Raw genomic sequence first — 26,603 nt, forward strand, 5'->3', positions numbered from 1 at the left:
TCTCTCAGTGTTAAAGTCTTATATATGAGGGATTCCTTCTGGACTATTGTGTATTTTCTTCTGTGGTCTATTTTTCTGGGGATAGCAGCTTCTTTTTCTGTTGCTGTTTCCGAGATGGGGATATCACATGTTGTATATATGTCAGGGAAAAGCATTTTTAATGTTTTTTTCTATATAAAGGCTCTAAGGCTGGTTTTTCCTGTTGTTATTTTTTTGTCCGTGATAATAACTTTGTCCAGGCTTATTGTTTTTCCTGGCAAGTTGTTTTTGTCTATTGTTTTTTCTGCTTTTTCTGCAACTGTTGCTCTATGGTTCTTTTTTACGGTTATTTCTCCTGCTATTGAAAAAACAGAGAAGAATCTCAGTATATCTTATGAAAATCCCGTTATCCCATCTGCACTTATGCGCATAGGAGATGATATTTATATGGAGGTTCTATCGTCAGGGAGGATAGACGAGGGGATTGTTATAGCAGCAACGGGTAAAGAGCCCGGTTTCTCCGTATACGAAAAAGGCTGGTTTGATAAAAGTTCTATGGAATATCTTCTTGATGGTAAAGAAAGTGTAAAATTGTCTTATAGACGGATCTTTCCTCATTATATGCTAGATCCTCCCGTATGGATGACAAAATGGGAGAGTATTTTTTCTTCTTTTGAAGATGTATTTAAACATGATTGGGGGCTTTTTAAAGGGGATTTCTTGCTTCCTTATCTTGCGTGGTTTCTGTTTTTCTCGGGTTTATGGCCATGGATGCGCCTTACAAAGTGGCCTTTTTTAAATGCTGCGTTTACCTTATGGATTTCTGTTACTGCTATTGTTCTGGTTGATGGCGTTTCTTCTGCTCCTTTTAAAGAAATGTTCTCATCTCTTTTTAATTTTCTACCTCCTGTTATTATGAGTTTTCTGCCTCTTTTTATCCCCACTGGTATGGGACTTCTTTCTCTGTCTATGCTTATACTTATGCCCCGCTTCAGCAAGGTAAAGGAGGAGATGCGAGCATGAGACGGCTTGGTTCTTCTTTTATAAAGACTTCTCTTGTTGTCTATGTCGTATCTCTTGCTCTGTCTACCGTTTGGGCTTTGTTTTTTGAGCCTGCAAAGGATGTTGTACCTGCTTTGTGGTCATCTTGGGCTTGGAAAACGGTGTTTATAATATGGATAGAAAATTTTATGTTTTTCCATTTTACCGCTATGACAATAACTATAAGTTTTATTCTTCCTCCGCTTATCCTTATGGCAGGTGAAACAAAGGCAAAGATGCGTTTTATACAGCTTATTTTGGTTTTCACCATATTTATGAGTGCTGTTTTTTTCTTTTTTAACGAGGGTGTCTTGCCATCTCTTGTAAGCAGCAGAGAGGATATTTTGTATAGAAGCAGGCTGGCTTCCCAATTTTTTAATCAATATGAAAAAGCAATAAAGGCGAATGATGTTATAAATGCTTACGAAGCTTTAAACAGATATGCCAATCTAATCCCGGAAAATGAGGATACAAAAAAACTGCTTAAAAATCTTGCCATGAGGCTTCCTGAGGATAGAAGAAAAAAAGAACAGCCAGATTCTTTTATAAAGATAGAGCATAACCTGAGTATTGGTAAGGCTATTTCTCTGTCAGAGGAGGCAATTAACAGGGAAGACTATTATACTGCATATTATTATGCAAGGATTGCTCTGGGGTTGGATAGTTCTCATCAGACGGCAAGGTGGCTTGCTTCCAGAGCATGGGATGCTATTTTAAGTCTGGAAGAAAACAGCGAGGATAGAGCTCAGCGGGTATTTTTTGCATCCAAAAGAGAGGCTTATCAAAAATTGATAGATGGCAAATACCTTGCGGCTTATTATCATTTTTTAAGGCTTTCTAAGGAAAATCCAAAAGATGCTGATGTAATTCGCTATTTGGCAGAGGCAAAAAAGGCTGTGGAAACCTATGCCTTTTACTATGACGAGATAGAAGAGCTTGTAGAAACCCAGGGTATCAATAATGTGCTTTTTTCATATGCTCAGGACAATATATCTACTTTTTATTTTATAAAGAGGATTGTAAGGGTAAGAGAGGGTTCTTACTGCTTTGATATAAGAATGATGGCTACGGATAAGAAGGGTAAGGTACTATACCGTCTATCCGCTCCTTATGGTAAGATAGAGGAAAACAGTCTTGTGATGCAGGCTGTAGGAAGGGATAATCCTAATATACGCTATACTCCCAAGATATGGGGAACTGTGCCTTTTAAACCGGAGTTTATAGTGCCTCTTCCTATGGAAGATTCCCAATTGCATCTTTTTTCCATAACAGAGCAAGGATTCCAGGGAAAATCTTTGTCAGAGCTTATGAGTCTTTCTTTTTTGCCAGCAGAGTTTGGGGTTCCCAAAAAAGAGGTTGTTTTTTCTATGTTTTCCCGTATTTTTAGGGTTCTTATTTTTCTTACGGGCTCTTTTATTGTAATTACTCTCGCGTGGAGAGGGCATAATCGCTCCATGAGGAATTCTATTGCCGCTCTTATACCGGCTATTCCTGTTATAGGGGGTATGATGTGGCTGTTGTCTAATATTCTTCTAAGGGGCGGAGATTTCCTTGTCGCCGGGATTTTGGTAACAGTAGGGTTTGCTGGTGTTGTCTGGTTTATGGTGCTTTTTTGTGTGTTTATGTTGTTTGTGAGCATCTTCCTCTTTGCAAGAAGTTTGCAGTAGTCTATATTGCTTTTTCTTTTCTTAAGAGTTCTTCTTTTATGTTAAGTCCTCCACTGTATCCTCCGAGAGTTCTGTCTTTTCTTATTACTCTATGACATGGAATTATGAGTGGTATTTTGTTGGCCGCACATGCGTTTGCCACGGCTCTTATTGCTCTTTTGTTTCCTATTTTTTTTGCTATGTCTGTATATGTCGCTGTTTTGCCCGCTGGTATTTTGCTTATTTCATGCCATACTTTTTTCTGAAATTCTGTTCCTTCTATATCCAGCTGTATGTCCGGTGTTTTGGCAGGGTTATCCCAATACTGTTTTATTTTTATGTATTCTTGTTCCAGTTTTCCAGGGTTTTCTTCTGCGTGATATGTACTTTTTAACTTTGCCTCTGTTTCTTCTATGTATTTTTTGTCTCCAAAGTTTATACGAGCAAGGCCTTTTTCTGTTTTTGCAAGCAGTATCTGTCCCTGTAGAAAGGGGAATTTTGCGTATGTTATTTTTTTCATGTGCTTATATTATGTTTGTTTTTTTTATATTGCAATGTTCTTCTTTGTTTTTCTTTTGCCAAAGGCAGGAACAGCCTCGATAGGGGCTGTGCCGTTCGGTTTTTTCTTTGTTATATAAGGTTTTCTTAATCCTTGACAATCGCTCAATCTCACAATAAAATCTTGTATCTTTTTTTATATTTTTCTATGCGAGAGGAAAGATGGCAGAACAGATTACTCGGCGTGATGTTAATTATTCGGATTGGTATCTTGATATTGTGCTCAAGGCTCAACTTGCGGATTATAGTCCGGTAAAAGGTTGTATGGTGATAAGGCCGCGTGGTTATGCGCTGTGGGAAAAGATTCAGCAAAATCTGGATAGGATGTTTAAGGAGACTGGGCATTCCAATGCTTATTTTCCGCTCTTGATTCCAGAGGGGTTTTTGCATAAGGAGGCCGAGCATGTGGAGGGGTTTTCTCCAGAGCTGGCTGTTGTTACCCATGGAGGCGGAGAGACGCTTGAGGAACCGCTTGTTGTAAGGCCTACCTCAGAAACGATTATATGGAGTATGTATAAAAAATGGATTCAGTCTTACCGCGATTTGCCGCTTCTTATCAATCAGTGGGCCAATGTCGTGCGATGGGAGAAGAGAACCAGACTTTTTCTGCGGACTACGGAGTTTTTGTGGCAGGAAGGACATACTGCTCATGCAACAGAAGAAGAAGCCAGGGAAGAGGCTCTCAGGATGCTGGATGTTTACAGAAGGTTTGCAGAGGAATATCTAGCTATCCCTGTCTACTATGGCCCTAAGACAGATTCGGAGAAGTTTGCTGGTGCTGTTACTACCTATGCCATCGAGGCAATGATGCAGGATAAGAAGGCTCTTCAGGCGGGTACCAGTCATTTTCTGGGACAGAATTTTGCCAAGGCTTTTGATGTTACTTTCCAGACCGCTGAGGGCAAGCTGGATTATGTGTGGGCTACATCGTGGGGAGTTTCTACTCGTCTCATAGGTGCTGTAATTATGGCTCATTCCGACGACAATGGTCTTGTTGTTCCTCCGCGGATTGCTCCCACAGAAGCGGTTGTTATTCCTATATTTACCAAGAAGGACAACGATAAAATTGCAGATTATGCGCGCGATATAAGAAAACGCCTTATAAATGCAGGGATTTCTACAGAGATAGATCTCGACGACCAGAGTTCTCCAGGCTGGAAGTTTGCAGAATGGGAGTTGAGAGGTGTTCCGGTAAGAATAGAGGCGGGACCCAGAGACATGAAGGAAAACAAGGTTGTACTAGTAAGGCGCGATACGGGGGAAAAGATTTTTGTATCCATTGATAGCCTTGCAAATAATGTAAAAAGCCTGCTTGAAGATATACAGCAAAACCTCTTTAACAGGGCAAAAGATTTTAGAGATAAGAATACTCATTATACAGACGACTACGAGGAGTTTAAAAAACTCATAGAAGAAGGAGCCTTTGTTCGTGCTCCCTGGTCAGGCTCACAAGAGGTGGAAGCAAAAATCAAGGAAGAAACAAAAGCAACCATCAGAGTGCTGGAAGATGACCAACAGAAGCATGCAGAAGGAAAGACCTGTATACTTGGAAAAGAGGATGCAAAATATATAGCACTTTTTGCAAAAAGCTACTGATTGTGATATATTTATCATATGAAAAATAAAATAACCGCCATGACAGTAGCATTATTAGTATTCTGCATGGCGGATTTTTTATACGCACTGGACTACAAGGGCTTTGCAATAACGGACGACTTTGGCATAAGCTTTACCTCCACCTCTGATGCAGCCCCATCCCCGGTTAATCACACACCAGGCATCGAGATTTTTCTACACATAACAGACAATATAAGCTTTCATCCAGCCCTGGCACTATCATGGGGAGAATTTCTCATGTCAGCAAACAAAGCAGCACCGGCAGAAATAGAAGCAGCAAATGCGGCGCTTCTTTTATCAATAATACTACGGCCTTACATAGGATACCACATAGATATAAACTCCATCCTCAGTTTTGATGGCTTTTTCTCACCCACACTAATCTTCAAACTCCCCATAAAATCCTACGGCCAAGACCCATCAGGAGAACTCCTATCATACTACTACGGCGGATTCAGACTTATTTATCCGGAACTATCCTTAAGAATTAGCTGGAAAATCACAGAACACATGTCAATCATGGTGGGAGAAACAACAAGAATACCGCTCTTTAGACTGTGGGACAGCTACCCATTCTATGATGAACTAGGACTATTCTTACACCTAGGACTAGTACTAAAATAAAGACATTATACCGAACGCGGAGCTGCAAGCAGCTCCGCTTTTTTATCAGACATACTCCTCTGGCAGAACATCCTTCCTCTCTCCAGAACGCTCTGCAACAAGAAAAGAAACAGCAGAAGAAATCACCGCATCAAGAAAAGTACCTACACTGATCATAAGAGGGAAAAGAGGCTTAAAAATAAGATATCCCTCCTCCGTAGCCCTTCCGTACATACCACAGATGACAAAAAGACCCATCACAACAGCATAACCAGGAGAAGCACCCATCAAAAACATAATACCTAGAGAAACAAAACCAATCCATAAAAAAGTCGTAAAAGGAATTCCAAGACTGGAATAAGAGGAAAGAATAACTATAAAAGATAAAATCATCACAGAAACACTACCCGATCTGCCAAAAAGAACAGAAAACGGATAAGAAAGAGCCCCTATCCGTCTGGGAACACCTGAGTTTTCCCTGCCATGCAACATCTGAGAACCAAGAGAAAAATAAACATCCCCGGAAAAAAAAGCAAAAAGAAAAGAATTAAGATCCTGATAAAGAAAAAGAAGCCCACTCTTACCCTTTATCAGAAACATAACAAGAGAAACAAAAATAAGAACAAAAAGAACAAAAACGAGAAGCATAAACAGAAAGCCGGAATAAACACTAATATCGCTCTCTTTCTGTAAAATAAAAAACAACCTTGCAGAAACAAACCCCATGACAAAAGGAATAATCTCAACAAAAAAATGATTGATATGATAGATAATACGATTAAAACCATCCAAAACATCTATAAAAGGATCCGTATAATAAGTATCAAAAGACAAATTAGCTCCCAGAAGAATAGCAAAAACAAAAACAGGCAACAAAAAAGTTCCGGAAGTTATAAAGATACTTATAAAATCAGGAGGAAAAACAGAAGAAACAAGCTCGGCAAAAGAAGGTACATCCATATTAACGTTTTCTTCCATTATAAGAGGGATCCTCTCTCCCGGATAAACAGCACCAAAAATAAGGCTGAAAACAATCATCCCGATATTAAAACCACCAAAAACAATAAAAAGATTTTTCCATATTTTTACTGTTTTCTTATGCTTTATAAGCTCATATATGGCAAGACTAAGACCGCTAAAAACAAGAGGAACAAGCAAAAAACGACCTGCATTGATAATAAAAGCATAGAAAAACTCAATCAAAGCCTTAATACCATCGGAATACGGCACAACTAAAGTAAATAAAAAGCCGGCAAGAAGTCCAAGCAAAGTTTTAAACCAAATTTTCATACACTATACCTCTTGTAAAACATCTAAATTCCAAGAAAACCGCGTTTTTTGGGAATATATTGCCACTTTTTTGACTTTCTGGGAACTTGCAAATCAGATATAAAATCACACAACTCAGACTCCAAATCAGAAGAATAAATAACAGCTCTTACAGAAAAACCATCATTCTGTTTCTCAAGATATCTGTCAGCAAGATAAAAGAAACTTTTTTCAAGAAAAAAATTGATAATACTATCTTCCCTCTTTCTTGTATCAAGAACAAAAGTCAACATTATGGCATCCTTATAAAGGAACGGTTCCAGCTCCTTAAGAATAAACAGCCAACCCTTTATCCACGAGTCACAGGCCTCTTCTATAGATTTTACAGAAAAATCCGTAAAATCCTCCTTGTGTGGAGAAAAAAGAAGAACTACCTGCTCTGGGTGCTGTTTTCTCATATAAGAACCAACCACAGTCTTAGCAGAAAGATAAGAAGATGGCTCCCAAAACCTTACACCTATATCATCATCCTCTCTCTTGTGTTCCTCAGCAAGACACAATTGAATATCAAACACGGACAGCAGCCTAATGGCCATAGAATCCATAAAAGTAGCATTGTTTCCAATAAATAAAAGGCTTTTTTTCATGCTTTTTATACTACAAAGCCTTTTAATCTAGGTCAACAAAAAAACAGCACCAGCATATAAATAGAAAAAATAAAGACAATATAAATACACTTATACTGCAACACAAGAATAAAATACTCAGTCAAAAATAAAAAAAACAGGCTGATATGGCCCTAACTCCAAAAAAAGACAATTTTCCGCTTTTTTAAAAACCAACCTTTCCTTCCTTATCAACTCATAAGCAAAATTACTTGTTATGAGTCTGACTATATTCTCTTTTATAATTCGCTCACCGCAGCGGGATGCAAAACTATTAGAAAAATACCCCTTTTTTTCCTGAGAACTATTATTATATGCAATAAGATATTTTTTTGTTTTTGTCTTTACAAAAAAAACAAAAACATCATCATCCTCACTATCTCCAACAAAAAAAGGGAAAAACAAAATGAGTTCTGGAAATCCCATGTTCTTTTTTTCATGTAAAATGGGAGCTATCACCTCATGATGCCACAAAAATAAAAGCTCCTCCTCATACTTGGACGGAGACGCAACATCAACAGGATAATACTCCTGATATCCCTCGATTTGCCCATGTGTAAACAAAAAGGCACCCGGCAAAGCAGACATAAAGCAGCATGCTCCCTTATATTTCTCCATAGGCTTATATCTGGACAAGGGAGAGTCCTGGTCAGGACTACTAAGATAATATAAAAATCTAAAAAACAGTCTCAGCTCTTCCGACAAAATATCTTTTATATAATTTTTAAGCTCAGCATTCTCTTCCAGAGCAAGATGATGTGCAAATGCCGCATTATATACATATCCGTAGGAAAACCTTTTTAAAAATTCCTTTTCTAGTCCCCAAAAGACCTCAAATATATACAAACCTTTTTTTTTCAGAACTCTTCCGGCCTCATCCCAGAATTCCTCAGGCATTAATTTTAAAAACTTAGACTCTTCCAGAGAATAAGAATCTCTGGAAGGAACAGAAGCCGTCTTGCCGGGCTCTGGAAACCATAATCTCCTATACTGGTTTCTCAAAAGAAGCATAGCAGCATCAAATCTTATGCCATCATATTTTTTTGACATATCTCTTATCAACAATAGCATTTTTTTTCTGAGGACCTGATTAGTATAATCCAGTTGAGCCGTATCATTCCAAGGAATACCCTCTCCATTATTCCCATGATATATGAACCACTCCTGTCCCTTGCTGTTTTTTACAGAAAAAACCACTGCCGCATCTTCTTTTGTATAATACTTATCCTCTATTCTTACTTCTATTTTTTCATTGTCACACAGATCCACACCGGAAAAACAATAATTATCATACGGCTTATTCTTTGCTTGCATAAAAAAATCAGGATTTTCAATAAGCCATTTGCTGTCAACCGACATATGATTGGGGATTATATCCACTACCAGTCCCATCCCCTTAGAATGAAGCCTGTCCAGAAACACATCCAGAGCTTTTTTATCTCCTACTCTGTTATCAACATCATAGGAAACTATAGAATAAGCAGAGCCTATCTTATCTTTTTCACCCTGCAGTCTTTTTATCTTCTCGGATGCAAAACTTCTTTGCCACAAGCCTATAAGCCACAAATAATCTATTCCCAGACTCTTTAATTGTTCTATCTCCTCATTGGGAATATCAGTAAGACTCTTAATCGGTTTTCTATATTTTCCAGAAAGATGAAAAAACCATACTGGAAGCTTTTTTACAAGCACCACAGGATTTTTTAAAAAAGTACCCAATTTACACCTGCTAATGACGAGAATTTTTAAGCTCTCTGATTCTATCTCTTATTCTTGCAGCCTCTTCATATCGTTCGTTCTCCAGAGCCCTATTAAGCTCCTCTTCCAATCTCGAGATCTCAAGTTCTGTAGGAGAAGGCTCAAACCTCTCCTTCTCCATAAGGCTAATGGATATGGATGTTTCTTCAATAATGAAATCTGCAACATATATGGGACACCCACATCTTACCGCAATAGCAATAGCATCAGAGGGTCTAGAATCCATATCCATTATTTTCCCCTTATTGTCAAGTATAATGCGGGCATAATAAGTAGCTTCTTTTAGATCATTTATCTCCACTTTTTTTATTTTTATATCCAATACTTCCAGAAGCTTTATAAACAAATCATGTGTAAGCGGCCTGGGCATAGGAACATTTCCAAGACCAATAAGTATGGATTGTGCCTCAAGATGGCCTATAAAAATCGGGACCACCTTATCCAAACCTTCGGGACGTAAAAGTACAGCTGTTCCTCCCTCTGTTCTTGCAACAGTCCAGACATCCGCTTTTTTTAAGTCAGAGTTCCTCATATTTTATAATATTAGTGTTTTGCCCGGTTAAATGCAAACCCTGTTTCTTCCTTTTTCTTTTGCCATATAGAGTGCTTTATCCGCTCTCTCTATAAAAGCCTCTTTCGACTCATCTTTTATAGGATCATATTGAGCAACCCCTAGGGAAATAGTGATTCTCATCTCTGTATTGTTATGAACTATTACATTATTTTCTATATTTTCTCTTATCCTATTAGCTATATAATACGCAGATTCCAAAGATGTATTTGGCAACAGTATTGCAAACTCCTCTCCCCCATATCTGGCAGCAACATCAGTTTTTCTGATATGTTCCATAATTATTCTGGCAGAATCCTGCAAAACAAGATCCCCTGCAAGATGTCCGTAAGTATCATTGAGCAACTTAAAATGATCTAGATCCCCCATAATAAGAGAAAGTGGAACTTTATCTCTATTTGCAAGAAATATGTTATCTATTAAAACAGATTCGAAATAATTTCTTAATTTCAGCTTGGTAAGAAAATCAGTAACTGCCATCTCATACAAAAAAGCATTATGGAGAGCAACACTTGCTATATTGGCCAAATCAATAAGATAGTTTTTTTCATAGATGGAAAAAGATTTCCCATCTATTTTTTCTCCCAAGATAAGTATGCCATAAACCACTTTTTTGGACAGAAGGGGAACTATCATATGAGGGTTTAAAACCTTAATAACCTCAGGTATATCATAATCATCCATATTTTCTTGTAGTTCATCAAGAGAAAGAACATTATGCGACTGCTCAAGAAGCCTTATAAGTGGACTTTTCCCAGATATTCTAAACTCTATGTTGTGTTTTTCCACCTCAAAACCAAAACAATTCCTATGCAATATAAAATCATAATTCCCCATACCTCTTCTTACAAAAATCCCCGCCTTTTCTACCCTAAGCTGTCCCATGGTAACATAGAGTATAGAATCAATAAGGTCATCCAAGTCAAGATTAGTATTAAGGCTTTTGCTTACTTCTATAAGCTGCTTGAGATCATAGATTTGTTTCTCATATTTTTTTTTCTCTTGCTCTTCTATATTAGATTCATCCATGGTATGGGTATAGCTCCTTTTTTTTCATATAGTACATATAGTTTATTTTATAACGATTTTGAATAAATACAAGAATTATTTTAATAAAGAATTATACCGAACAAAAGGCTGCCATGAGGCAGCCTTTTTTATTATAGAGAAGAAAAATCTAAAGTCGAAAAATAGTCTTCCACGGTTTCTGCTCTCCGTATAAGCTTAACAGTCCCATCCTCCTTTAACAAAAGTTCTGCAGACCTTAGCTTACCATTATAGTTAAAACCCATAGCATGTCCATGAGCTCCGGTGTCATGTATTACTATAATATCACCTATCTTTATCTCTGGGAGTTGTCTGTCCACAGCAAATTTATCGTTATTTTCACATAAGCTGCCAACAACATCATAAACATGATCGCAGGGATTTTTTTCCTTACCTAAAACCGTAATATGATGGTATGCTCCATACATTCCGGGGCGCATAAGATTAGCCATGCATGCATCAACACCAATATATTCTTTGTATATATGTTTTTCATGGATAGCTTTTGTTATAAGATAACCATGAGGTCCTGTTATTGCTCTACCACTTTCCGTAACAATCTTTGCAGGATATAAGCCTTTTTTTTCTATAAGCTCTTCATAAGATTGTCTTATGAGACCAGACACAAGATGTATATCCACTTCTTTTTGATCCGGTTTATATGGGATTCCTATACCTCCTCCGAGGTTTATAAACTCTATATCTACTCCTGCTTTTTCCTTTATTTCTCCCACAAGTGTAAAAAGCAACCTAGCTGTATCTGCAAAGTATTCGGGATTTAACTCATTGGATGCTACCATCGTATGCAGACCGAATTTTTTTGCTCCTTTTTGTTTTAAAATTTTATAGCCTTCTATTATTTGTTCTTTTGTAAATCCGTATTTTGCTTCTTCCGGTTTTCCTATTATGCTGTTGCCTTCTTTTAAAGGCCCAGGATTATATCTCATACATATAAAATCAGGTATGCCTGCATGTTTTTCTAGATATTCTATATGTGTTATATCATCCAAATTGATTTTTGCTCCCAATTCTTTTGCTTTTTGGTATTCTGTATATGGTGTATTATTGGAAGTAAACATTATGTCGATTCCACTGGCTCCGACTTTTTCTGCAAGAAGAAGTTCTGGCAATGAGCTGCAATCAAATCCCATTCCTTCTTCTTGGAGTATCTTCATTATGTGTGGGTTAGGAAGTGCTTTTACTGCAAAATAGTTCTTATATCCTCCCGGAACCCACTTAAAAGCCAGGTTAAATTTTCTTGCGGTTTCTCTTATTGCCTTTTCGTCATAGATGTGAAAGGGGGTTGGATATTGTTCTATGATTTTTTCTATTTGCTCTTTTGTAAATGGTAGTTTTTTTTCCATATCTGCTCCGTTTGTTGAGTTTTTATTATCTTATATTTTTATCTTTTTTTTTGCTATGGGATAAAAGGCATTAGCGCTATGCGCTAATGCCGTTCGGTTTTTATTTTACCAGGTTATTTTGCTGTTTATACTTATATAATTTTGTAGTTTGTTGTTTCCGGCAATAAGATTGTAGTTCCATGTGTAAAGAATTTTATAAGCTAGTTCTATTTTCATGTCCAAACTCTCTGTTTCTATGGCAAAGCCCGCATCAAGTCCTGCTTCTAGAGTTTTTTCTATTGTATCCTGAGTCATAAATCTTGTGGGCTGCGCATCAAAGCTGGGATATCCGGTAGTAGTGTAACCTGCATCAAAGATGCTCCCGTCTGCAGGATAGGCTATATCCGCTATTCCTTCCGAAGCGTTTGCGTGTCTGGTAAAGCTAAGCTTAGGCGATAGGGTAACCCAATCCAATGGCTCTATCGTTGCCGCTAGCATAAGTCTATCAGAGTTGGGTGGTAACTGGAGTGCAAGGCTGAGCCCATCGTGGGTATAGTTGAGATAATTGTATGTGTCGGAGTCCTTATGTGTATACATATATGGGGTTATCAGTATGTATTCCAAGGATATGTCTTTTAGGCTTTTGTAGAGGGGAACCCATTTTATAGCTGTTTGGATGCTTGCTTTATAAAGTGTGTTAAAATTTAATTTTACCAGATCATAAAACTCAAGGTCATCTACATATAACATTATGTCATATCTGAACCGGTAAGGTGTCCGTACTGTGAGACTAAGGCCAAACAGTGAGTTATCGGGGGCTCCTGCGTATATCTGTTGATAAGTAAGCTCTCCCAGAGGTATAAGATAATACAGATTAAAATCAGGTCCCCACAGTACGGTTTCAAAAAGTCCCGCTCTTATATTCTTTCCTATATTCCACTCTAGGCTGTTTATTCTAAGATGCTTTCCGGTATTTGCTCCTTCTCCTATGTTATTGGTAGCAACAAGATCCATATATATTGCGGAATATGTCCATCCTAGAGCGTAGTATACCAGATTATATCTTATTGCATGCTGAGAAGAGGGAGAAAGGACTATGCTCTCAGAAAAAAATGGCCCAAAGCTGCTTCTTACGAGGCCGATCTGTGTATATAGTCTGCTATCTCCCATATTGATTATACTGTGTATGCTTTGTTTTATGTAATACGTTCTACCTGCAATACTCATGTTGGAAGAATCAGCAACCATATCCAGAGGGAATCCACTATACTCGGGCTGTGCCATTCCCTCCAGCTGCTTACTCCTTGCAGGAGGAGAAGGAGAAGAGAGACTCTCCCCGTTTTGCTTATCCACAAGCAAAAGGCTCCAATCCGCCGCAGCATATATGAGGCTGTTTAATCTATAATCAAGGAGGAATCCTGCTCCGCTTATTGCAAAAAAATCGTTGTCAGATATGTTTATCAATGCTTTTGCCAGAGGAGTAAAAACAGGAGAAGAAAACTCGAGCTCCTGTTTCTCTTTTTCTTGATTATAATACTTGGATGAATCATTTTTTTTTATCTCTTCCAGAAAGCTCTTTGCTTTATTTCTGCTCTGTCTGTCACCTCTTTCTATAACTTGTAATAACCCTTTTTCCAAAATTTCTTGCGGATATGGTCTGAGTGGAGGCAAAAAATCCACATAACCTGTTGTTATCCATCTGTCAAAATATTTATATATATCATCCTGAGGATCTAAGAAAGCTTGTGCATGTGCAACGATGTTTATTATCAATATAAAGAATATTGATTTTTGTATCTTTTTAATATTCATACGCACACCTTATGAAAATATATCATATATGGGAGAAAAAAAATAAAATGCGACATATTTTTTATATTCTTGCCACATGATTATTTTTTCTCGCTCATTAAAGTTATCCGGTTTTTCTCTAGAAAATAACAAACCTATTTCAAAAGAATCGCCAAAAACCTTATTAAAAATATTCCAAGCTCTCCAAGAGTGATACCAATCTGTTATGATAATTATTTTTCTGATTTTGGTTTTCTTTAAATAAGTATAACTTATTTTTGCATCACCATATGTGGATTTTATTCTTCCATAGGCATTTATTATTTTTATATTTCTGTTTTCCGCTTGTATTTTTTCTATATAGTCTATGTTGGGTTTATAAAAAAGATTGGGAAGAAATATAAAAGCATTGTCATACACTGATAATACAAGTTCTACTGCTTTTTTATGTCGTACAACATATTCTCCTTCCAGTGGTATGATGACTTCAGGAGAATTTATATTATGCTCAGAAAATAAACTTTGCTTTGTATACGGAAGATAAAATATCAGCCCTATGTATTTTATAAAGAAAATTATAAGAAAAGGAAGCAAAGCTTCTCTTTTTAAAGAAAAAAACATACTAAAGCCTGCTCCCTTTTTATAAACCATTATGCTAAAGTTATGAAAATATTCTTTTAAGCTCTTCTGTTTTGTCCAGCCTTTCCCATGGGAAAATATCTCTGCCAAAATGTCCATACGCTGCCGTATTGCTATATATAGGACGTCTCAAATCAAGCGTCTTTATTATGCCTGACGGACTCAAATCAAAAATTTCTTTAACAGCTTTCTCTATTCTTACCTCATCTACGACAGCAGTACCAAAAGTATCAACCATAACAGATACAGGAAATGGTACTCCTATTGCATATGCTACCTGGATCTCACATCGCTTAGCCAATCCTGCGGCAACTATATTCTTTGCTATATATCTGCACATATATGCTGCAGATCTATCGACTTTAGAAGGATCTTTTCCAGAGAAAGCCCCACCACCATGTCTTGCCACACCACCGTATGTATCAACTATTATTTTTCTTCCAGTAAGCCCAGTATCACCGTGAGGACCTCCTACGACAAATCTTCCAGTAGGATTTATAAAAAACTTAGTATCATCGGAAAGAAGCCCTGTAGGTTCAAGAACAGGTTTTATTATCTTTTCTATGACTGTGTTTTTTATTTCTTCATAAGAAGCATCTTCATCATGCTGATGAGAAACTACTACCGTATCAATTCTCTTGGGTACATATCCCTGATATTCTATTGTCACCTGACTCTTTGCATCAGGTCTCAACCAAGATATTTCGGACTTTTTTCTCATCTCGGCGGCTTTAATTAACAACTTATGAGAAAGCATAATTGTTGCAGGCATGTATTCTTCTGTCTCATCACAAGCAAAACCAAACATCATCCCCTGGTCACCAGCACCCTGTTCTTTAAAAAGACCAGTTCCTTCCATAACTCCCTGCGCAATATCCGGACTTTGTTTCTGCAGAGTGCTTATAACACTCATGCTCTTATAATCCAATCCATATTCTGGCTTATCATAGCCTATCCTTTTTACAACATCTCTTGCCAGTTCTTGGACATCTATATGCGCAGAAGTCGCAATCTCTCCACCTACAAGAACCATTCCTGTTGTTGTATATGTTTCACATGCAACTCTAGAGCCTGGATCTTGTCTGAGGCATTCATCAAGAACTGCATCACTTACCTGGTCCGCAAGCTTATCTGGATGCCCCTCGCTTACAGATTCGGATGTAAATAAATAAGATTCTTTATTTCTCATAAAAATACTCCTTTTATGATGTTTTTCTTTAAAAATTAATAACGATAATGCTCAGGTTTATAGGGTCCGTCAAGTGGCACTCCAATATATTTTGCCTGTTTTTCTGTAAGCTTTGTAAGTCTTACTCCAAGCTTTTCAAGGTGTAATGCCGCAACTTCTTCATCCAGTTTTTTGGGAAGAGTATATACACCTATTTCATAATCATTTGTCCACAACTCTATCTGTGCAAGTGTCTGATTGGTAAAAGAATTGCTCATTACAAAAGAAGGATGTCCTGTTGCACATCCGAGATTTACAAGCCTTCCTTCCGCAAGCAGGATTATAGAATGCCCATCAGGAAATTCATATTTATCAACTTGAGGTTTTATATTGATCTTCTTTATTCCAGGTATTTTTTCCAGTTCCGAAACTTGAATTTCGTTATCAAAATGACCTATATTGCATACTATTGCTTGATCCTTCATTTTTGACATATGTTCTGCCGTTATGACATCACAGTTTCCAGTAGCAGTAATATAAATATCTCCATAAGCAAGGGTGTCCTCCACTGTTTTGACTTCATACCCCTCCATAGCCGCCTGTAATGCACATATTGGATCTATTTCGGTTACAATAACGCGTGCACCAAAACCTCTCATGGATTGAGCGCAACCCTTACCAACATCACCATAACCACAAACCACCACAACTTTTCCTGCAACCATAACATCCGTGGCCCTCTTTATACCGTCGGCAAGAGATTCTCTACATCCATACAGATTATCAAACTTGGACTTTGTAACACTGTCATTTACATTTATTGCAGGAAAAAGAAGACTTCCATCTTTTAACATTTGATAAAGCCTATGAACACCTGTTGTTGTTTCCTCAGAAACTCCTTTTATTTTTTTCGCTATTTTTGTCCACTTGTTTTTTTCTCGGGAGTATGTGTCCTTGAGTTTTTTTATAAGCTCAATAAAATCCTCTCCTTCGGAAGAGTAATCTTTTTCCAGTAATTCTGGATTTTTCTCTACTTCCACACCCTTATGAATCATAAGAGTAGCATCTCCCCCATCATCAACTATAAGGTCAGGACCGCTTCCATCAGGAAAAGTAAGTGCCTGTTCCGTACACCACCAATACTCTTCCAAGCTTTCTCCTTTCCAAGCAAAAACCGGTATACCTGCCTTTGCTATAGCAGCTGCTGCATGGTCCTGTGTAGAAAAAATATTGCAACTTGCCCATCTCACAGAAGCACCAAGCTCTACCAATGTTTCTATCAAAACAGCAGTTTGAATAGTCATATGAAGAGAACCGGAAATTTTAGCACCTTTTAAAGGCTTCTTAGCACCATATTTTTCCCTCAACGCCATAAGCCCCGGCATTTCTTTTTCTGCTATTTCTATTTCTTTTCTACCAAAATCAGCAAGACCCATGTCTTTTATCTTATAATCTGTCATAAATTAACTCCTTTTCTGCCTACTCCTTCGTAGACAAAACCTTTTTTTATAGCCGATTCTGGATCAAGAACATTTCTAAGGTCCAAAATCTTTTTTTCTTTTACATTTCTCGATATCTCATCAAGATCAAGATTTCTGTAATCATTCCACTCCGTACAAATGATAACCAAATTAGCATTTTTACATGCATCATATGCATTATCATAATATTCAACATAAGGAAACAGCTTTTTAAAATTTTCTACTGCTTTGGGATCGTGAGCACTTATTTTTACCCCCTCCTTTAAAAAGCCTTTTACAATAGTAATTGCCGGACTTTCCCTTATGTCATCAGTTTCTGCTTTAAAAGCTAATCCCAAAACAGCTACTTTTTTATCAGAAATGTTATTTTCTAACAGACGTTTTGCCTTTTCTATCATTCTTTCTTTTTGTGTTTCATTAGAAGAAATGACTTCTTCTATGAGACTCATCACAACACCAACTTTTCTTCCTGTTTTGGCAAGAGCTTTTGTATCTTTTGGAAAACAGCTTCCCCCATATCCAGGTCCCGGATGAAGAAACTTAGAACTTATTCTTCCATCCATTCCCATTGCCTTTGCAATTTTATGTATATCCGCCCCCATTTCTTCCGCAAGATTTGCCATTTGATTTATAAATGTTATCTTTGTTGCAAGAAAAGCATTGGAAGCATATTTTATTAATTCCGCTGTCTCCCAGTTACACCAGATAAAAGGAGTTTCTATCAAATACAAGGAACGATAAATATCCCTCATAATTGGATTTTCTTTTCCATCCTTAGTACCTATTACGACCCTATCGGGATGAAAAAAATCGTGTATCGCCTTACCTTCTCGTAAAAACTCAGGATTAGAAACCACTTCAAATAAATTTTCATCTACTTTGGAAGACATATAATCGTTTATCCATCTATTTGTCCCTGCAGGAACAGTAGATTTTGTAACAATAACCAAAGGCCTGTCTATTATTTCTGCTATAGCATCCAGAGCCGATTTTATCTGACTGAGATCTGCACTCCCATCTTCTCTTTCTGGAGTTCCTACAGCAAGAAAAACAACCTCGGCATCTTTTAAAGCAACCTTAAAATCCGATGTAAATGACAATCTTCCTGTTTCAAGATTCTTTTTGAGATAATATTCCATTCCATTTTCGTATATTACAGGATCACCGGACGATAATCGTTTTATCTTATTATCATCTATATCAAAACCTACAACAATATTACCAAAATCGGAAAGACCAACACATGTACTAATACCAACATATCCTGTTCCTATGACAGCTATCTTTATTGCCATAAAAAATCCCTAAATTGACTCTACATATTTCTTATAATCAGAAACTGTCATCAGGGACGACATCTCTGCTGTATTAAAAGGCTTTATTTTTATAAGCCAACCCTCTTCAAAAGGAGAAGAATTTATAAGTTCCGGCTTATCTTTTAATTTAGCATTAACTTCCACAATTTTTCCGGAGAGCGGAGCATGAACATCGCTTGTTGTCTTGACAGATTCTATAACACCAAAACTTTCTCCCTTTTTAACTTCTTTTCCAACCTCAGGCAATTCTACAAAAACAACATCTCCTAGACTATTCTGTGCATAATCAGATATCCCACATATAACAATTTCATCATTATTATTAAGCAATGCCCATTCGTGAGTTTCTGCGTAATATAGTCCTTCTCTATACTCCATTATTTTCTCCTTCCACCTGTATAATAAACTCTGACCTGTTTTATAAGTCCTTCGCCTTCACTTTTTGTTGCAACATCTTTAATATCGCTTAAAGCAGTATGAATGAGCCTTCTTTCAAAAGGATTCATGGGCTCAAGCAGAACAGAACGTCTCGTTCTTTTTACCTGATTTGCAATCTTTCTTGCCATACTTACAATCTGTTCTTCTCTTCTGCTCCTGTAGTTTTCAGCATCTATTACAACCTTTAACTCTTCTGCACCCAATCTGGAAACTATCACATTAGCAAGGAGCTGTATTGCATCTAGATTTTTTCCTTTTCTTCCTATCAAAATATTAGAATATTCTGATTCTACAACAAGAATAAGCTTGTTTTCCTGTCTGTCAGAAATAAAAACCTTTGCAGGGAAACCCATTTTTTCAGTAAGCTTCTCTACAAAATCAATAACAGCATGTTCCACATCATTCTCAGGCTGAGAATATATCTTTTTCTCCCCTGTCATTACTCCTTCTGGTATATGCACCCTTATTACAACCTTACCAGATTTAAAGAGCCTTGGTTTTTGTTCTTCTACTATTTCTACGTCAAAAGACTCTCGGCTCAATCCAAGTTCATCTATAGCTCTTTTTATTGCATCCTGTTCTGTTTTCCCTTCAAATTCCTGAACCATATATCACTCCTCAATTAGAAGATTTTTTCTTCATCATTAATTTATTAACATACATCTGTTGAAAAATAGTAAAAATGTTCATAGCACACCAATATACCAATAACCCAGCAGGAGCATTATATAAAATAAACATAAAAACAACAGGCAAAATATACATCATAGACTGTCCTTGCGCAGCTTTATTAGCTCCCTGAGTTATTTTTGTAGACAATATCTGAGTCGCTACAAGTAAAATAGGCAATAACCTTATCTCAGAACCAAGAAAAGGCAAATTAAAACCCAAAGAAAAAATACTTTCAGGAATAGACAGATCCTCTATCCAACCAGGAATAAACATGGCTCCTCTCAAATCAAAATGCGTATTAAAAAGACTATAAAGAGCAAAGAAAATAGGCAACTGAAGAAGCATCGGCAAACATCCGCCAAGAGGATTTACCCCTTCTTTTTGATAAAGAAGGGCTATTTCCTGATTCATCTTCTGCGGGTCATCTTTATATTTATTTCTAATCTCTTCCATTTTTGGAGAAAGAGCCTGCAACTTACTGGTAGATTCGTAACTCTTATGAGTAAGCGGAAAAAGCAAAAGTTTAACAAATAAAGTCAAAAAGATTATTGCAACACCATAATTGGGCACTATCTTATAAAAAAGATTTAGAAAAAATTTAAGAATATTTTCAAGAGGCGCCCAAAAACTGGAATCCACTATTTTATTAAGTTTTAACTCCGACAAACCGAGAGAATTCTTTTCTTTACTATTATATTTACTAAGTTCAGATACAAGCTTAGGACCAACATAAAAATTATAAACATCTCTTATTCTTGCACCAGAAGTATATGGCCTGTAAATAAGAATTCTATGCACAGAAACATCTAAACCATCGTAAACAGTGGAAAAAGAAAAATCATATTTTGTAAGAATAGGAACGGATATAAGAGTAAAATACTTTCCAGCCAAACCAATCCAGGAAGCAGAAATATCAAAGTCCTTAACCTTTCCAGCTGTTAAATTTTCTTCCTTCATCTTAGAATTGGAATAATAATAAAACTTCCTATATTCATATCTATCAAGACTTTCAAACTCAGGACCTATCTCAAAACCAGTATCAAGAGTATATGAAACTCCATCAAAATTAAGAGGTAGAGCCTTATTCTCAGAATTTATTATTTCTACTTCGAGCTTAAACATATATTCTCCAGGATAAAAGACATATCTTTTTATTAATTTAAAACTCGATTCGGAAACCTTAAAATCCCTGTAAAATTCAAAAGTATTATCTTTCCTTTCCAATTTAAAAGTCTCATCAATAGGAATATTCTCTTTTCCTAAAAACAAATTAAAAGCACCTATATTATTTTTTCCGTAAAAAAACATATCCACTGGTTTATCACCATCTTTATGCTTTAACAACTCAAAAGATTTTACAACAGCACCTTTATTGGATAACACAACTCTTACAAGTCCATTATCATAAACATAATCCTGTTCTGCAGGAAAATCATTGTCTTCTACACTTATATCATAAGACAAATCATTACTAATAACATTTTTATCATCATTCAACAAATCATTACTTCTAGTTTCAACACTATTTTCTTTATAAACAGTAGTCTCAGGCAAAGAACTCTGTTGGGGAACAAAAAACATAGTATTTATAACAGCAGAAGCAAAAATAACGATAGCAGATAAAATTACCGCAAGTACAACATTTCTCTCCATAAAATAACTCCTTCTTACGGAACCGGATCATATCCCCCGGGATTAAAAGGATGACATCTGGAAACTCTTTTTAAACCAAGCCATCCACCTTTAAAAGCACCATATTTTTCTATAGCTTCAATAGTATAATGAGAACAAGTAGGAAAAAATCTGCATTTTGCTGGAAATAAAGGGGAAACAAGGCGTTGATATACTCTGATGAAAAAAATAAATAAACGCCCCAAAAAAGATTTCTTTTTAACTATCCTTTGATAATCCGGCTCTCTTAATAAGGGAGCAAAACTGCTCCTTCCTTTCTTCATAAAAATAGTCTCCAGGAAAAAAAACCAGGGCAAGATCGTATCCGGATTTTAATATAGCTTTATTATTTCTATATATATCTCTTTCCACTCTTTTCAATCTATTTCTATCAACTGCTTTTTTGATTTTTTTTGGTGCAAGAAACAATACCCTATTAAAACCGCAATTGTTCTTAACAAAAACCATCCCTGCACCATCTACAGAAACTCTCTTGCCCTCTTTAAACAGGAATTCGATATCTTTTCTTTTTCTTAAAATTTCCTCTTTAGTAAGGCTTTTTTTCATTTGAGACTGTCAGCTTTTTCCTTCCCTTAGCTCTTCTTCTTTTAAGAACAAGACGACCACCCTTGGTCTTCATTCTAGCCCTAAAACCGAACTTTCTTACTCTCTTTGTTCTACTAGGCTGATAAGTTCTCTTCATATAAAAACTCCTTAAAAGGGTATAAATCCTCAAAAACAGGAAAATACAGTATAGATATTGTTCTATATTACGTCAATAATAGCAAATTACAAAAAACAATAAACCGAACGGTAAAGCTATGCTTTACCGTTTTCTTTGTAATCAATAGCATCTTTTAATCTTTTTAGCAATACTTTAAGCTTATCATCTTTTATATTATCAACAGGATCAGAAAAATATTTTTTTTCACTTTCCCTATTTTTCTTTTTCAATGGCTTATTTTTTTTAAATATATAAACATCCTCCGTAACATCATTATCATCAACAACAATATCTCTTACATACATCTCAATATTTTTTATAGAAAGCTGAGGAAAATTTTTTTTAATATAAGATAAAACAACACCTTGTCTTTTTAAAGAAAACTCTTGCAACCATATTGCATCATCAAAAGAAACAATAAGACAATTATCCTTTACATCCTCTATTTTACAGTGATAAGCAAGCTTATCACCTAAAAGAACTCTCCAATTTTTAAAAAACTCAAAATAATCATCTTTACTATTTGAGACATAAGAAGAAAGAATAGCTTCAATTAAATCGGAAGCTTTTTTCATGCTATAAAAACCCTTCCACCTTTGACAGAATAAACAATACTATTCTTGATATTAAGATAATTCATAGCCGGTTCATCAGGCAAAAAAGTAAAAAAAATCTGAGAAAATTCAGGTAACAGCGATAATAATTTTTTTCTTCTACAAGGATCCAACTCCAACAAAACATCATCCATAAGTAATATTGGTTTTTTCTTTGAAACATAAAATAAAAACCGTGCTTGTAAAATTCTCAAAACAAGAGCTATGGTTCTTATCTGACCAGTAGAAGCATAAGAAACAAAATTCTTATCCTCATATTCAAAAAAAACTCTATCCCTATGAGAACCAACAGAAGTATAGCCTATAGAAAAGTCTTTTTTTCTGTTATTAATGTAATATTCAAAAATATCATCCACGGAAAAAGATTTATAAGACGATAAAAATTTTATTTTAACCTCTTTACCGGTTAAATCTGACATAATATTGGAAAAATCGTTCTTAACATAATTGATAAACCATTCTCTTTTAGAACTAATAAAACTTCCTAAAACAGAAAGCTTTTTATCATAAATATCCAGTAACTTAATATTATTTTCTTTTATCAACTTATTTCTGGACTCTAATAATTTTTTATATTCTCTCAATTTATATATAAAAAGAGGATCGTATAAAACAATCATCTGATCAATAAACTTTCTTTGAAAAACAGGTTCTCCATTAACAAAATTGATATCATCATTAGCAAAAACAATACAAGGAAAATTATCAAATAAACTTTCCATGCTTTCAGTTTTTTTATTATTAAAAAAAATACTTTTTTTACCATCTTTTAAAATAATAGAAACAGGAATACTTATACTATTATTATTTTTATAGTCTCCAGAAATAGACATGTAAGAAAAACCATTTTTAACAATAATCTTATTCTTTTTTGTTCTAAAAGAAGTTCCATAACATAACATATAAACTGATTCTAATATATTTGTTTTTCCCTGACCATTTTCGCCCATAAAAATAATTGAGGATGAGTTAGTATTTATTACCCCATCCTCAATATTTCTAAAATTTTTAAAATCTATATAAGAAAACATTTTAACACTAAAGCTGCATTGGCATTATAATATTAAAAGAATTTCCATTATCTTTTTCTTTCAAAGTTATTGCCTTTGTAGAATCCGTAAACTGGATTTCCACCACATCACCTTCCATAACTTTGAGTGGTTCCATAAGATATTGATAATTGATTCCTATTGTATGCTCGTCCCCATCATACTGAGCTGCTATTTCTTCTCTTGCAACACCTATTTCGGATTCCTCAGAACTTAATATAATAAACCCTGCTTTTATAAGCATAAAAATCTTTTTCGTCTTTCCAACAAGAAGAGAAACTCTTTTAAGAGCTTCGAGAAGTTCTGTTTTATTAACAAAAACCTTGTAATCTTGTGCTTCGGGAATAACCCTTCTATAAGCAGGAAAATTACCATCGATAAGACTACTTGATATATGTATACTCCCGTATTTTATAAAAATATGTCTTTCATCTACAGCTACATCCACAAGACCTTCGCCGGGTAAGAGTTTTCTTACAAGATTTAAAACCTTTGGAGGAATTATTATCCCGGAAAAAGACGGAATGTTTTCAAATTTTTTTTCAGAAAGAGAAAGTCTTCTCCCATCCGTAGCTACCATTATAAGAGAACTATCCTCTGTTTCCATAAAAACACCATTCATAAAATAACGTGTCTCATCATCGGAAACAGCAAAAACTGTTTTAGATATCATATCGATAAAATCTTTTTGATTAACAGAAAAATAAGAACCAGAAAAGGAAGGAGATTCTGGAAATTTATCTGCCGATATAGTTTTAAGATCAAAAACTATTTTTTTAAATACTGTTTTTATTTTTAATGTATCGTTTTCATGTATTATTTCTATTTCTCCAGGAGGGATAGTTCTAAGTATTCCTAACAACTTATCAAAAAAAACAGTGGTTGTTCCTTCTTCTATAACATCTACGTCCATACTTGTTTCAAATGATATCTTAAGATCAGTAGCTTTTATAAGCAGTTTTCCATTATTTGCACTAAGAAGAATGTTTGAGAGTATGGATATTGAATTTTTTGAGGATATTATGTCTTGAGCTATGGATATTTCTTTTAGGATATCATCTTTTTCGCATTTTATTCGCATTTTATTACTCCTTATTTATATATAAATTCTAGTAATAATAGTAATAGTAACAGTTAACTTGTGGATAACAGTATTAGTCATTCTTTTATAAAATTTTATATAAATAAAAACTAAATATTGTTATTAACAATTTATACAATTATCCACAGCATTGTAAATTATAAACATATTTCTGTCAAAAAAGCCACAGGTTATTCACCTTTTATTTCTTTTATTAAGTGTTCTGTTATTTTATGTAATGTAGGATCTGTTTTCATTTTTGACTCTATTTTTTGTATAGCATACATTACTGTGGTATGGTCTCTTCCCCCAAAAGCCTCTCCTATTTCTGTTGTAGAAAATTCTGTAAGTTCTCTTGATATATACATTGCTATTTGTCTTGGAAAAGATATAGTTCTTGTTCTTTTTTTGTTTCGTAGATCATTTTGTTTTATGTTAAAATAGTTAGCTACTTTTTCTTGTATTGTTTCTATAGTTATGTTTTTTTTATCAGAAACGTTTTTTGACATGTCGGATAAAAGAGATTCTGCTATCTCCTTTGTAACTTGTTTTTTTACAAGTTCGGAATAAGCTATCACTTTTATCAAAGCAGCTTCCAGATCTCTAACATTAGTAGTTATTTTTTCTGCTATTATATTTATAACTTCATCTGATACTTGTTTTCCTCTTTGAATAACCTTCCGCTTTAAAATTGCACATCTTGTTTCAAAAGATGGTGGTTGTAAATCTACATTTAAACCTCTTTCAAAACGACTTCTTAATCTGTCACTTATATTTTTTAACTCAGAAACAGGTCTATCACAGGTAAATACCATTTGTTTTTCAGAATCATATAATGCATTGAATGTATGAAATAATTCTTCCTGTGTTTCCGTTTTATTTACAAAGAAATGAATATCGTCTATTAACAGTACATCTACAGTTCTGTATTTTCTTTTAAATTTTTCTGTTTCCCTGTTTTGTATTGCTTGTATAAACTCATTTGTAAAATTTTCCGCTGTTACATATACTATTTTATAATCTTCAAAAGTATCATGTACTTTGTTTCCAATAGATTGTAGAAGATGAGTCTTTCCAAGACCAACTCCTCCATATATCAAACAAGGATTATATGATTTGCCTGGATTATTTGCGATTGCGATGCATGCATTTGCAGCAAAGGCATTATTTTCTCCAATTACAAAATTATCAAAGGTATAATCTTTTTTTAACAAAGTCCTTCTTCTCTCTGGCAGTTTTATTATTTTTTCTTCTATTTTTTCCTCTTTATTTTTTTGTCTTATTTCAAAATCCAAACTAAGTTTCTTCCCTAAAATTTTTTCTATTTCTGTTTCTATTATTTTTTTGTATCTTTGTATTATTTGATCTTTTATAAATGCCGAAGGTACACTCAGTATTATAGTATTTTCTTTTCCTGTATGATATTCCAATTGTGAAAACCATAGATTATATTCTTCTGTTGATATTAGATCTTCATTGGGGTCTTTTATTTTTGAGGTAACAGCATCCCATATTATCTTATAGTCATAGGAATAATCAGTATCGGCCATATATTCTCCTTATTTTTTCCACAAGTATTCCACAATAAATTAAAAAGATAAGACGATAATTATTATATCATAATAAGGTATTTTTGTAGATATGAATTTTGTGAAAAAAACAAAGTAAGATTTATTTTTTTATTATATATAAAAATAAACACATATAAAATAATATATCAAAAATATTAAATTTATAAAATTTTTGGTATTTCTTTTGGTGTAAATTTTTATATTATTATCCACATCTTTTCAACAGGCATGGTTAATAACTCATTTTATATTAAGATTGATATAACTAAAAAATAAGTATATACTTACAAA

At 35.0% G+C, this 26,603-nt stretch carries 26 protein-coding genes; 4 read left to right on the top strand and 22 right to left on the bottom strand.

The features are described from left to right. Positions 1-24: 24 nt before the first annotated feature. A complete protein-coding gene (locus tag WKV44_01475; protein MEM5947203.1) occupies positions 25-1,002 on the top strand; it encodes a hypothetical protein in 978 nt (325 codons plus the stop codon). Then, on the top strand, positions 999-2,687 hold the full coding sequence (locus tag WKV44_01480; GenBank protein ID MEM5947204.1) for a hypothetical protein: 1,689 nt from the start codon (positions 999-1,001) through the stop codon (positions 2,685-2,687). Before WKV44_01475 ends, WKV44_01480 begins: the two co-directional genes overlap by 4 nt. Position 2,688: 1 nt before the next feature. Here the strand turns inward: WKV44_01480 and WKV44_01485 are convergent, their stop codons facing one another. After that, the gene (locus tag WKV44_01485) at positions 2,689-3,186 is read right to left on the bottom strand and encodes a methylated-DNA--[protein]-cysteine S-methyltransferase (GenBank protein MEM5947205.1); all 498 of its coding nucleotides are present in this window, start codon (positions 3,184-3,186) and stop codon (positions 2,689-2,691) included. Between the two features lie 200 nt (positions 3,187-3,386). Here WKV44_01485 and proS point away from each other — a divergent pair, with 200 nt between their 5' ends. Continuing rightward, positions 3,387-4,820 carry a proline--tRNA ligase gene (proS, locus tag WKV44_01490; protein MEM5947206.1) on the top strand — a complete coding sequence of 478 codons (1,434 nt, stop codon included), beginning with the start codon at positions 3,387-3,389 and terminating at the stop codon, positions 4,818-4,820. A gap of 18 nt (positions 4,821-4,838) precedes the next feature. Beyond that, positions 4,839-5,465 (top strand): hypothetical protein, encoded by a 627-nt coding sequence (locus WKV44_01495; GenBank protein ID MEM5947207.1) that lies wholly within the window; start codon positions 4,839-4,841, stop codon positions 5,463-5,465. 45 nt (positions 5,466-5,510) lie between these two features. On the opposite strand, the gene WKV44_01500 is transcribed toward WKV44_01495, so the two are convergent. From WKV44_01500 to dnaA, 21 genes are all read right to left on the bottom strand, one after another. Beyond that, on the bottom strand, positions 5,511-6,734 hold the full coding sequence (locus tag WKV44_01500; protein ID MEM5947208.1) for a cation:dicarboxylase symporter family transporter: 1,224 nt from the start codon (positions 6,732-6,734) through the stop codon (positions 5,511-5,513). 23 nt (positions 6,735-6,757) lie between these two features. Continuing rightward, positions 6,758-7,360: a hypothetical protein gene (locus WKV44_01505; protein MEM5947209.1), complete on the bottom strand. Its 603-nt coding sequence runs from the start codon at positions 7,358-7,360 to the stop codon at positions 6,758-6,760. A gap of 117 nt (positions 7,361-7,477) precedes the next feature. Then, positions 7,478-9,097, bottom strand: a complete 1,620-nt coding sequence (locus WKV44_01510) for an alpha-amylase family glycosyl hydrolase (GenBank protein MEM5947210.1) — start codon at positions 9,095-9,097, stop codon at positions 7,478-7,480. Between the two features lie 10 nt (positions 9,098-9,107). Next, on the bottom strand, positions 9,108-9,668 hold the full coding sequence (locus tag WKV44_01515; GenBank protein MEM5947211.1) for a bifunctional nuclease family protein: 561 nt from the start codon (positions 9,666-9,668) through the stop codon (positions 9,108-9,110). Between the two features lie 27 nt (positions 9,669-9,695). Continuing rightward, positions 9,696-10,736: a diguanylate cyclase DgcA gene (dgcA, locus tag WKV44_01520; protein ID MEM5947212.1), complete on the bottom strand. Its 1,041-nt coding sequence runs from the start codon at positions 10,734-10,736 to the stop codon at positions 9,696-9,698. Positions 10,737-10,867: 131 nt separating this feature from the next. Continuing rightward, a complete protein-coding gene (gene lysA, locus WKV44_01525) occupies positions 10,868-12,118 on the bottom strand; it encodes a diaminopimelate decarboxylase (protein MEM5947213.1) in 1,251 nt (416 codons plus the stop codon). A 105-nt stretch (positions 12,119-12,223) separates the two neighbouring features. Beyond that, positions 12,224-13,909: a hypothetical protein gene (locus tag WKV44_01530; protein ID MEM5947214.1), complete on the bottom strand. Its 1,686-nt coding sequence runs from the start codon at positions 13,907-13,909 to the stop codon at positions 12,224-12,226. 9 nt (positions 13,910-13,918) lie between these two features. Next, positions 13,919-14,626 (bottom strand): hypothetical protein, encoded by a 708-nt coding sequence (locus WKV44_01535; protein ID MEM5947215.1) that lies wholly within the window; start codon positions 14,624-14,626, stop codon positions 13,919-13,921. Continuing rightward, positions 14,550-15,716, bottom strand: a complete 1,167-nt coding sequence (metK, locus tag WKV44_01540; protein MEM5947216.1) for a methionine adenosyltransferase — start codon at positions 15,714-15,716, stop codon at positions 14,550-14,552. Before metK ends, WKV44_01535 begins: the two co-directional genes overlap by 77 nt. Before the next feature lie 35 nt (positions 15,717-15,751). Beyond that, positions 15,752-17,155, bottom strand: coding sequence for an adenosylhomocysteinase (gene ahcY / locus WKV44_01545; protein MEM5947217.1), 1,404 nt, complete (start codon positions 17,153-17,155; stop codon positions 15,752-15,754). Further along, positions 17,152-18,471 carry a UDP-glucose/GDP-mannose dehydrogenase family protein gene (locus WKV44_01550; protein MEM5947218.1) on the bottom strand — a complete coding sequence of 440 codons (1,320 nt, stop codon included), beginning with the start codon at positions 18,469-18,471 and terminating at the stop codon, positions 17,152-17,154. The genes ahcY and WKV44_01550 overlap by 4 nt, the downstream gene beginning before the upstream one ends. Positions 18,472-18,480: 9 nt before the next feature. After that, positions 18,481-18,870 carry a glycine cleavage system protein GcvH gene (gene gcvH / locus WKV44_01555; protein ID MEM5947219.1) on the bottom strand — a complete coding sequence of 130 codons (390 nt, stop codon included), beginning with the start codon at positions 18,868-18,870 and terminating at the stop codon, positions 18,481-18,483. Then, positions 18,870-19,538, bottom strand: coding sequence for an RNA-binding cell elongation regulator Jag/EloR (gene jag / locus WKV44_01560; protein ID MEM5947220.1), 669 nt, complete (start codon positions 19,536-19,538; stop codon positions 18,870-18,872). Before jag ends, gcvH begins: the two co-directional genes overlap by 1 nt. A gap of 10 nt (positions 19,539-19,548) precedes the next feature. Beyond that, positions 19,549-21,255, bottom strand: a complete 1,707-nt coding sequence (yidC, locus tag WKV44_01565; GenBank protein MEM5947221.1) for a membrane protein insertase YidC — start codon at positions 21,253-21,255, stop codon at positions 19,549-19,551. Between the two features lie 14 nt (positions 21,256-21,269). Further along, complete coding sequence (gene yidD / locus WKV44_01570; GenBank protein ID MEM5947222.1) at positions 21,270-21,479, bottom strand: membrane protein insertion efficiency factor YidD; 210 nt, start codon at positions 21,477-21,479, stop codon at positions 21,270-21,272. A gap of 13 nt (positions 21,480-21,492) precedes the next feature. Continuing rightward, on the bottom strand, positions 21,493-21,840 hold the full coding sequence (gene rnpA / locus WKV44_01575; protein MEM5947223.1) for a ribonuclease P protein component: 348 nt from the start codon (positions 21,838-21,840) through the stop codon (positions 21,493-21,495). Next, positions 21,821-21,976 carry a 50S ribosomal protein L34 gene (rpmH, locus tag WKV44_01580; GenBank protein MEM5947224.1) on the bottom strand — a complete coding sequence of 52 codons (156 nt, stop codon included), beginning with the start codon at positions 21,974-21,976 and terminating at the stop codon, positions 21,821-21,823. Before rpmH ends, rnpA begins: the two co-directional genes overlap by 20 nt. Positions 21,977-22,092: 116 nt before the next feature. Further along, positions 22,093-22,572 carry a DciA family protein gene (locus WKV44_01585; protein ID MEM5947225.1) on the bottom strand — a complete coding sequence of 160 codons (480 nt, stop codon included), beginning with the start codon at positions 22,570-22,572 and terminating at the stop codon, positions 22,093-22,095. After that, a complete protein-coding gene (gene recF, locus WKV44_01590; GenBank protein ID MEM5947226.1) occupies positions 22,569-23,642 on the bottom strand; it encodes a DNA replication and repair protein RecF in 1,074 nt (357 codons plus the stop codon). The genes WKV44_01585 and recF overlap by 4 nt, the downstream gene beginning before the upstream one ends. Before the next feature lie 7 nt (positions 23,643-23,649). Continuing rightward, positions 23,650-24,741 (bottom strand): DNA polymerase III subunit beta, encoded by a 1,092-nt coding sequence (gene dnaN, locus WKV44_01595; GenBank protein MEM5947227.1) that lies wholly within the window; start codon positions 24,739-24,741, stop codon positions 23,650-23,652. 191 nt (positions 24,742-24,932) lie between these two features. Beyond that, the gene (gene dnaA, locus WKV44_01600) at positions 24,933-26,291 is read right to left on the bottom strand and encodes a chromosomal replication initiator protein DnaA (protein ID MEM5947228.1); all 1,359 of its coding nucleotides are present in this window, start codon (positions 26,289-26,291) and stop codon (positions 24,933-24,935) included. Between the last annotated feature and the right edge of the window lie 312 nt (positions 26,292-26,603).

Source organism: Spirochaetia bacterium 38H-sp, assembly GCA_039023545.1.
GTDB classification, from domain to species: domain Bacteria; phylum Spirochaetota; class Spirochaetia; order Winmispirales; family Winmispiraceae; genus Rarispira; species Rarispira pelagica.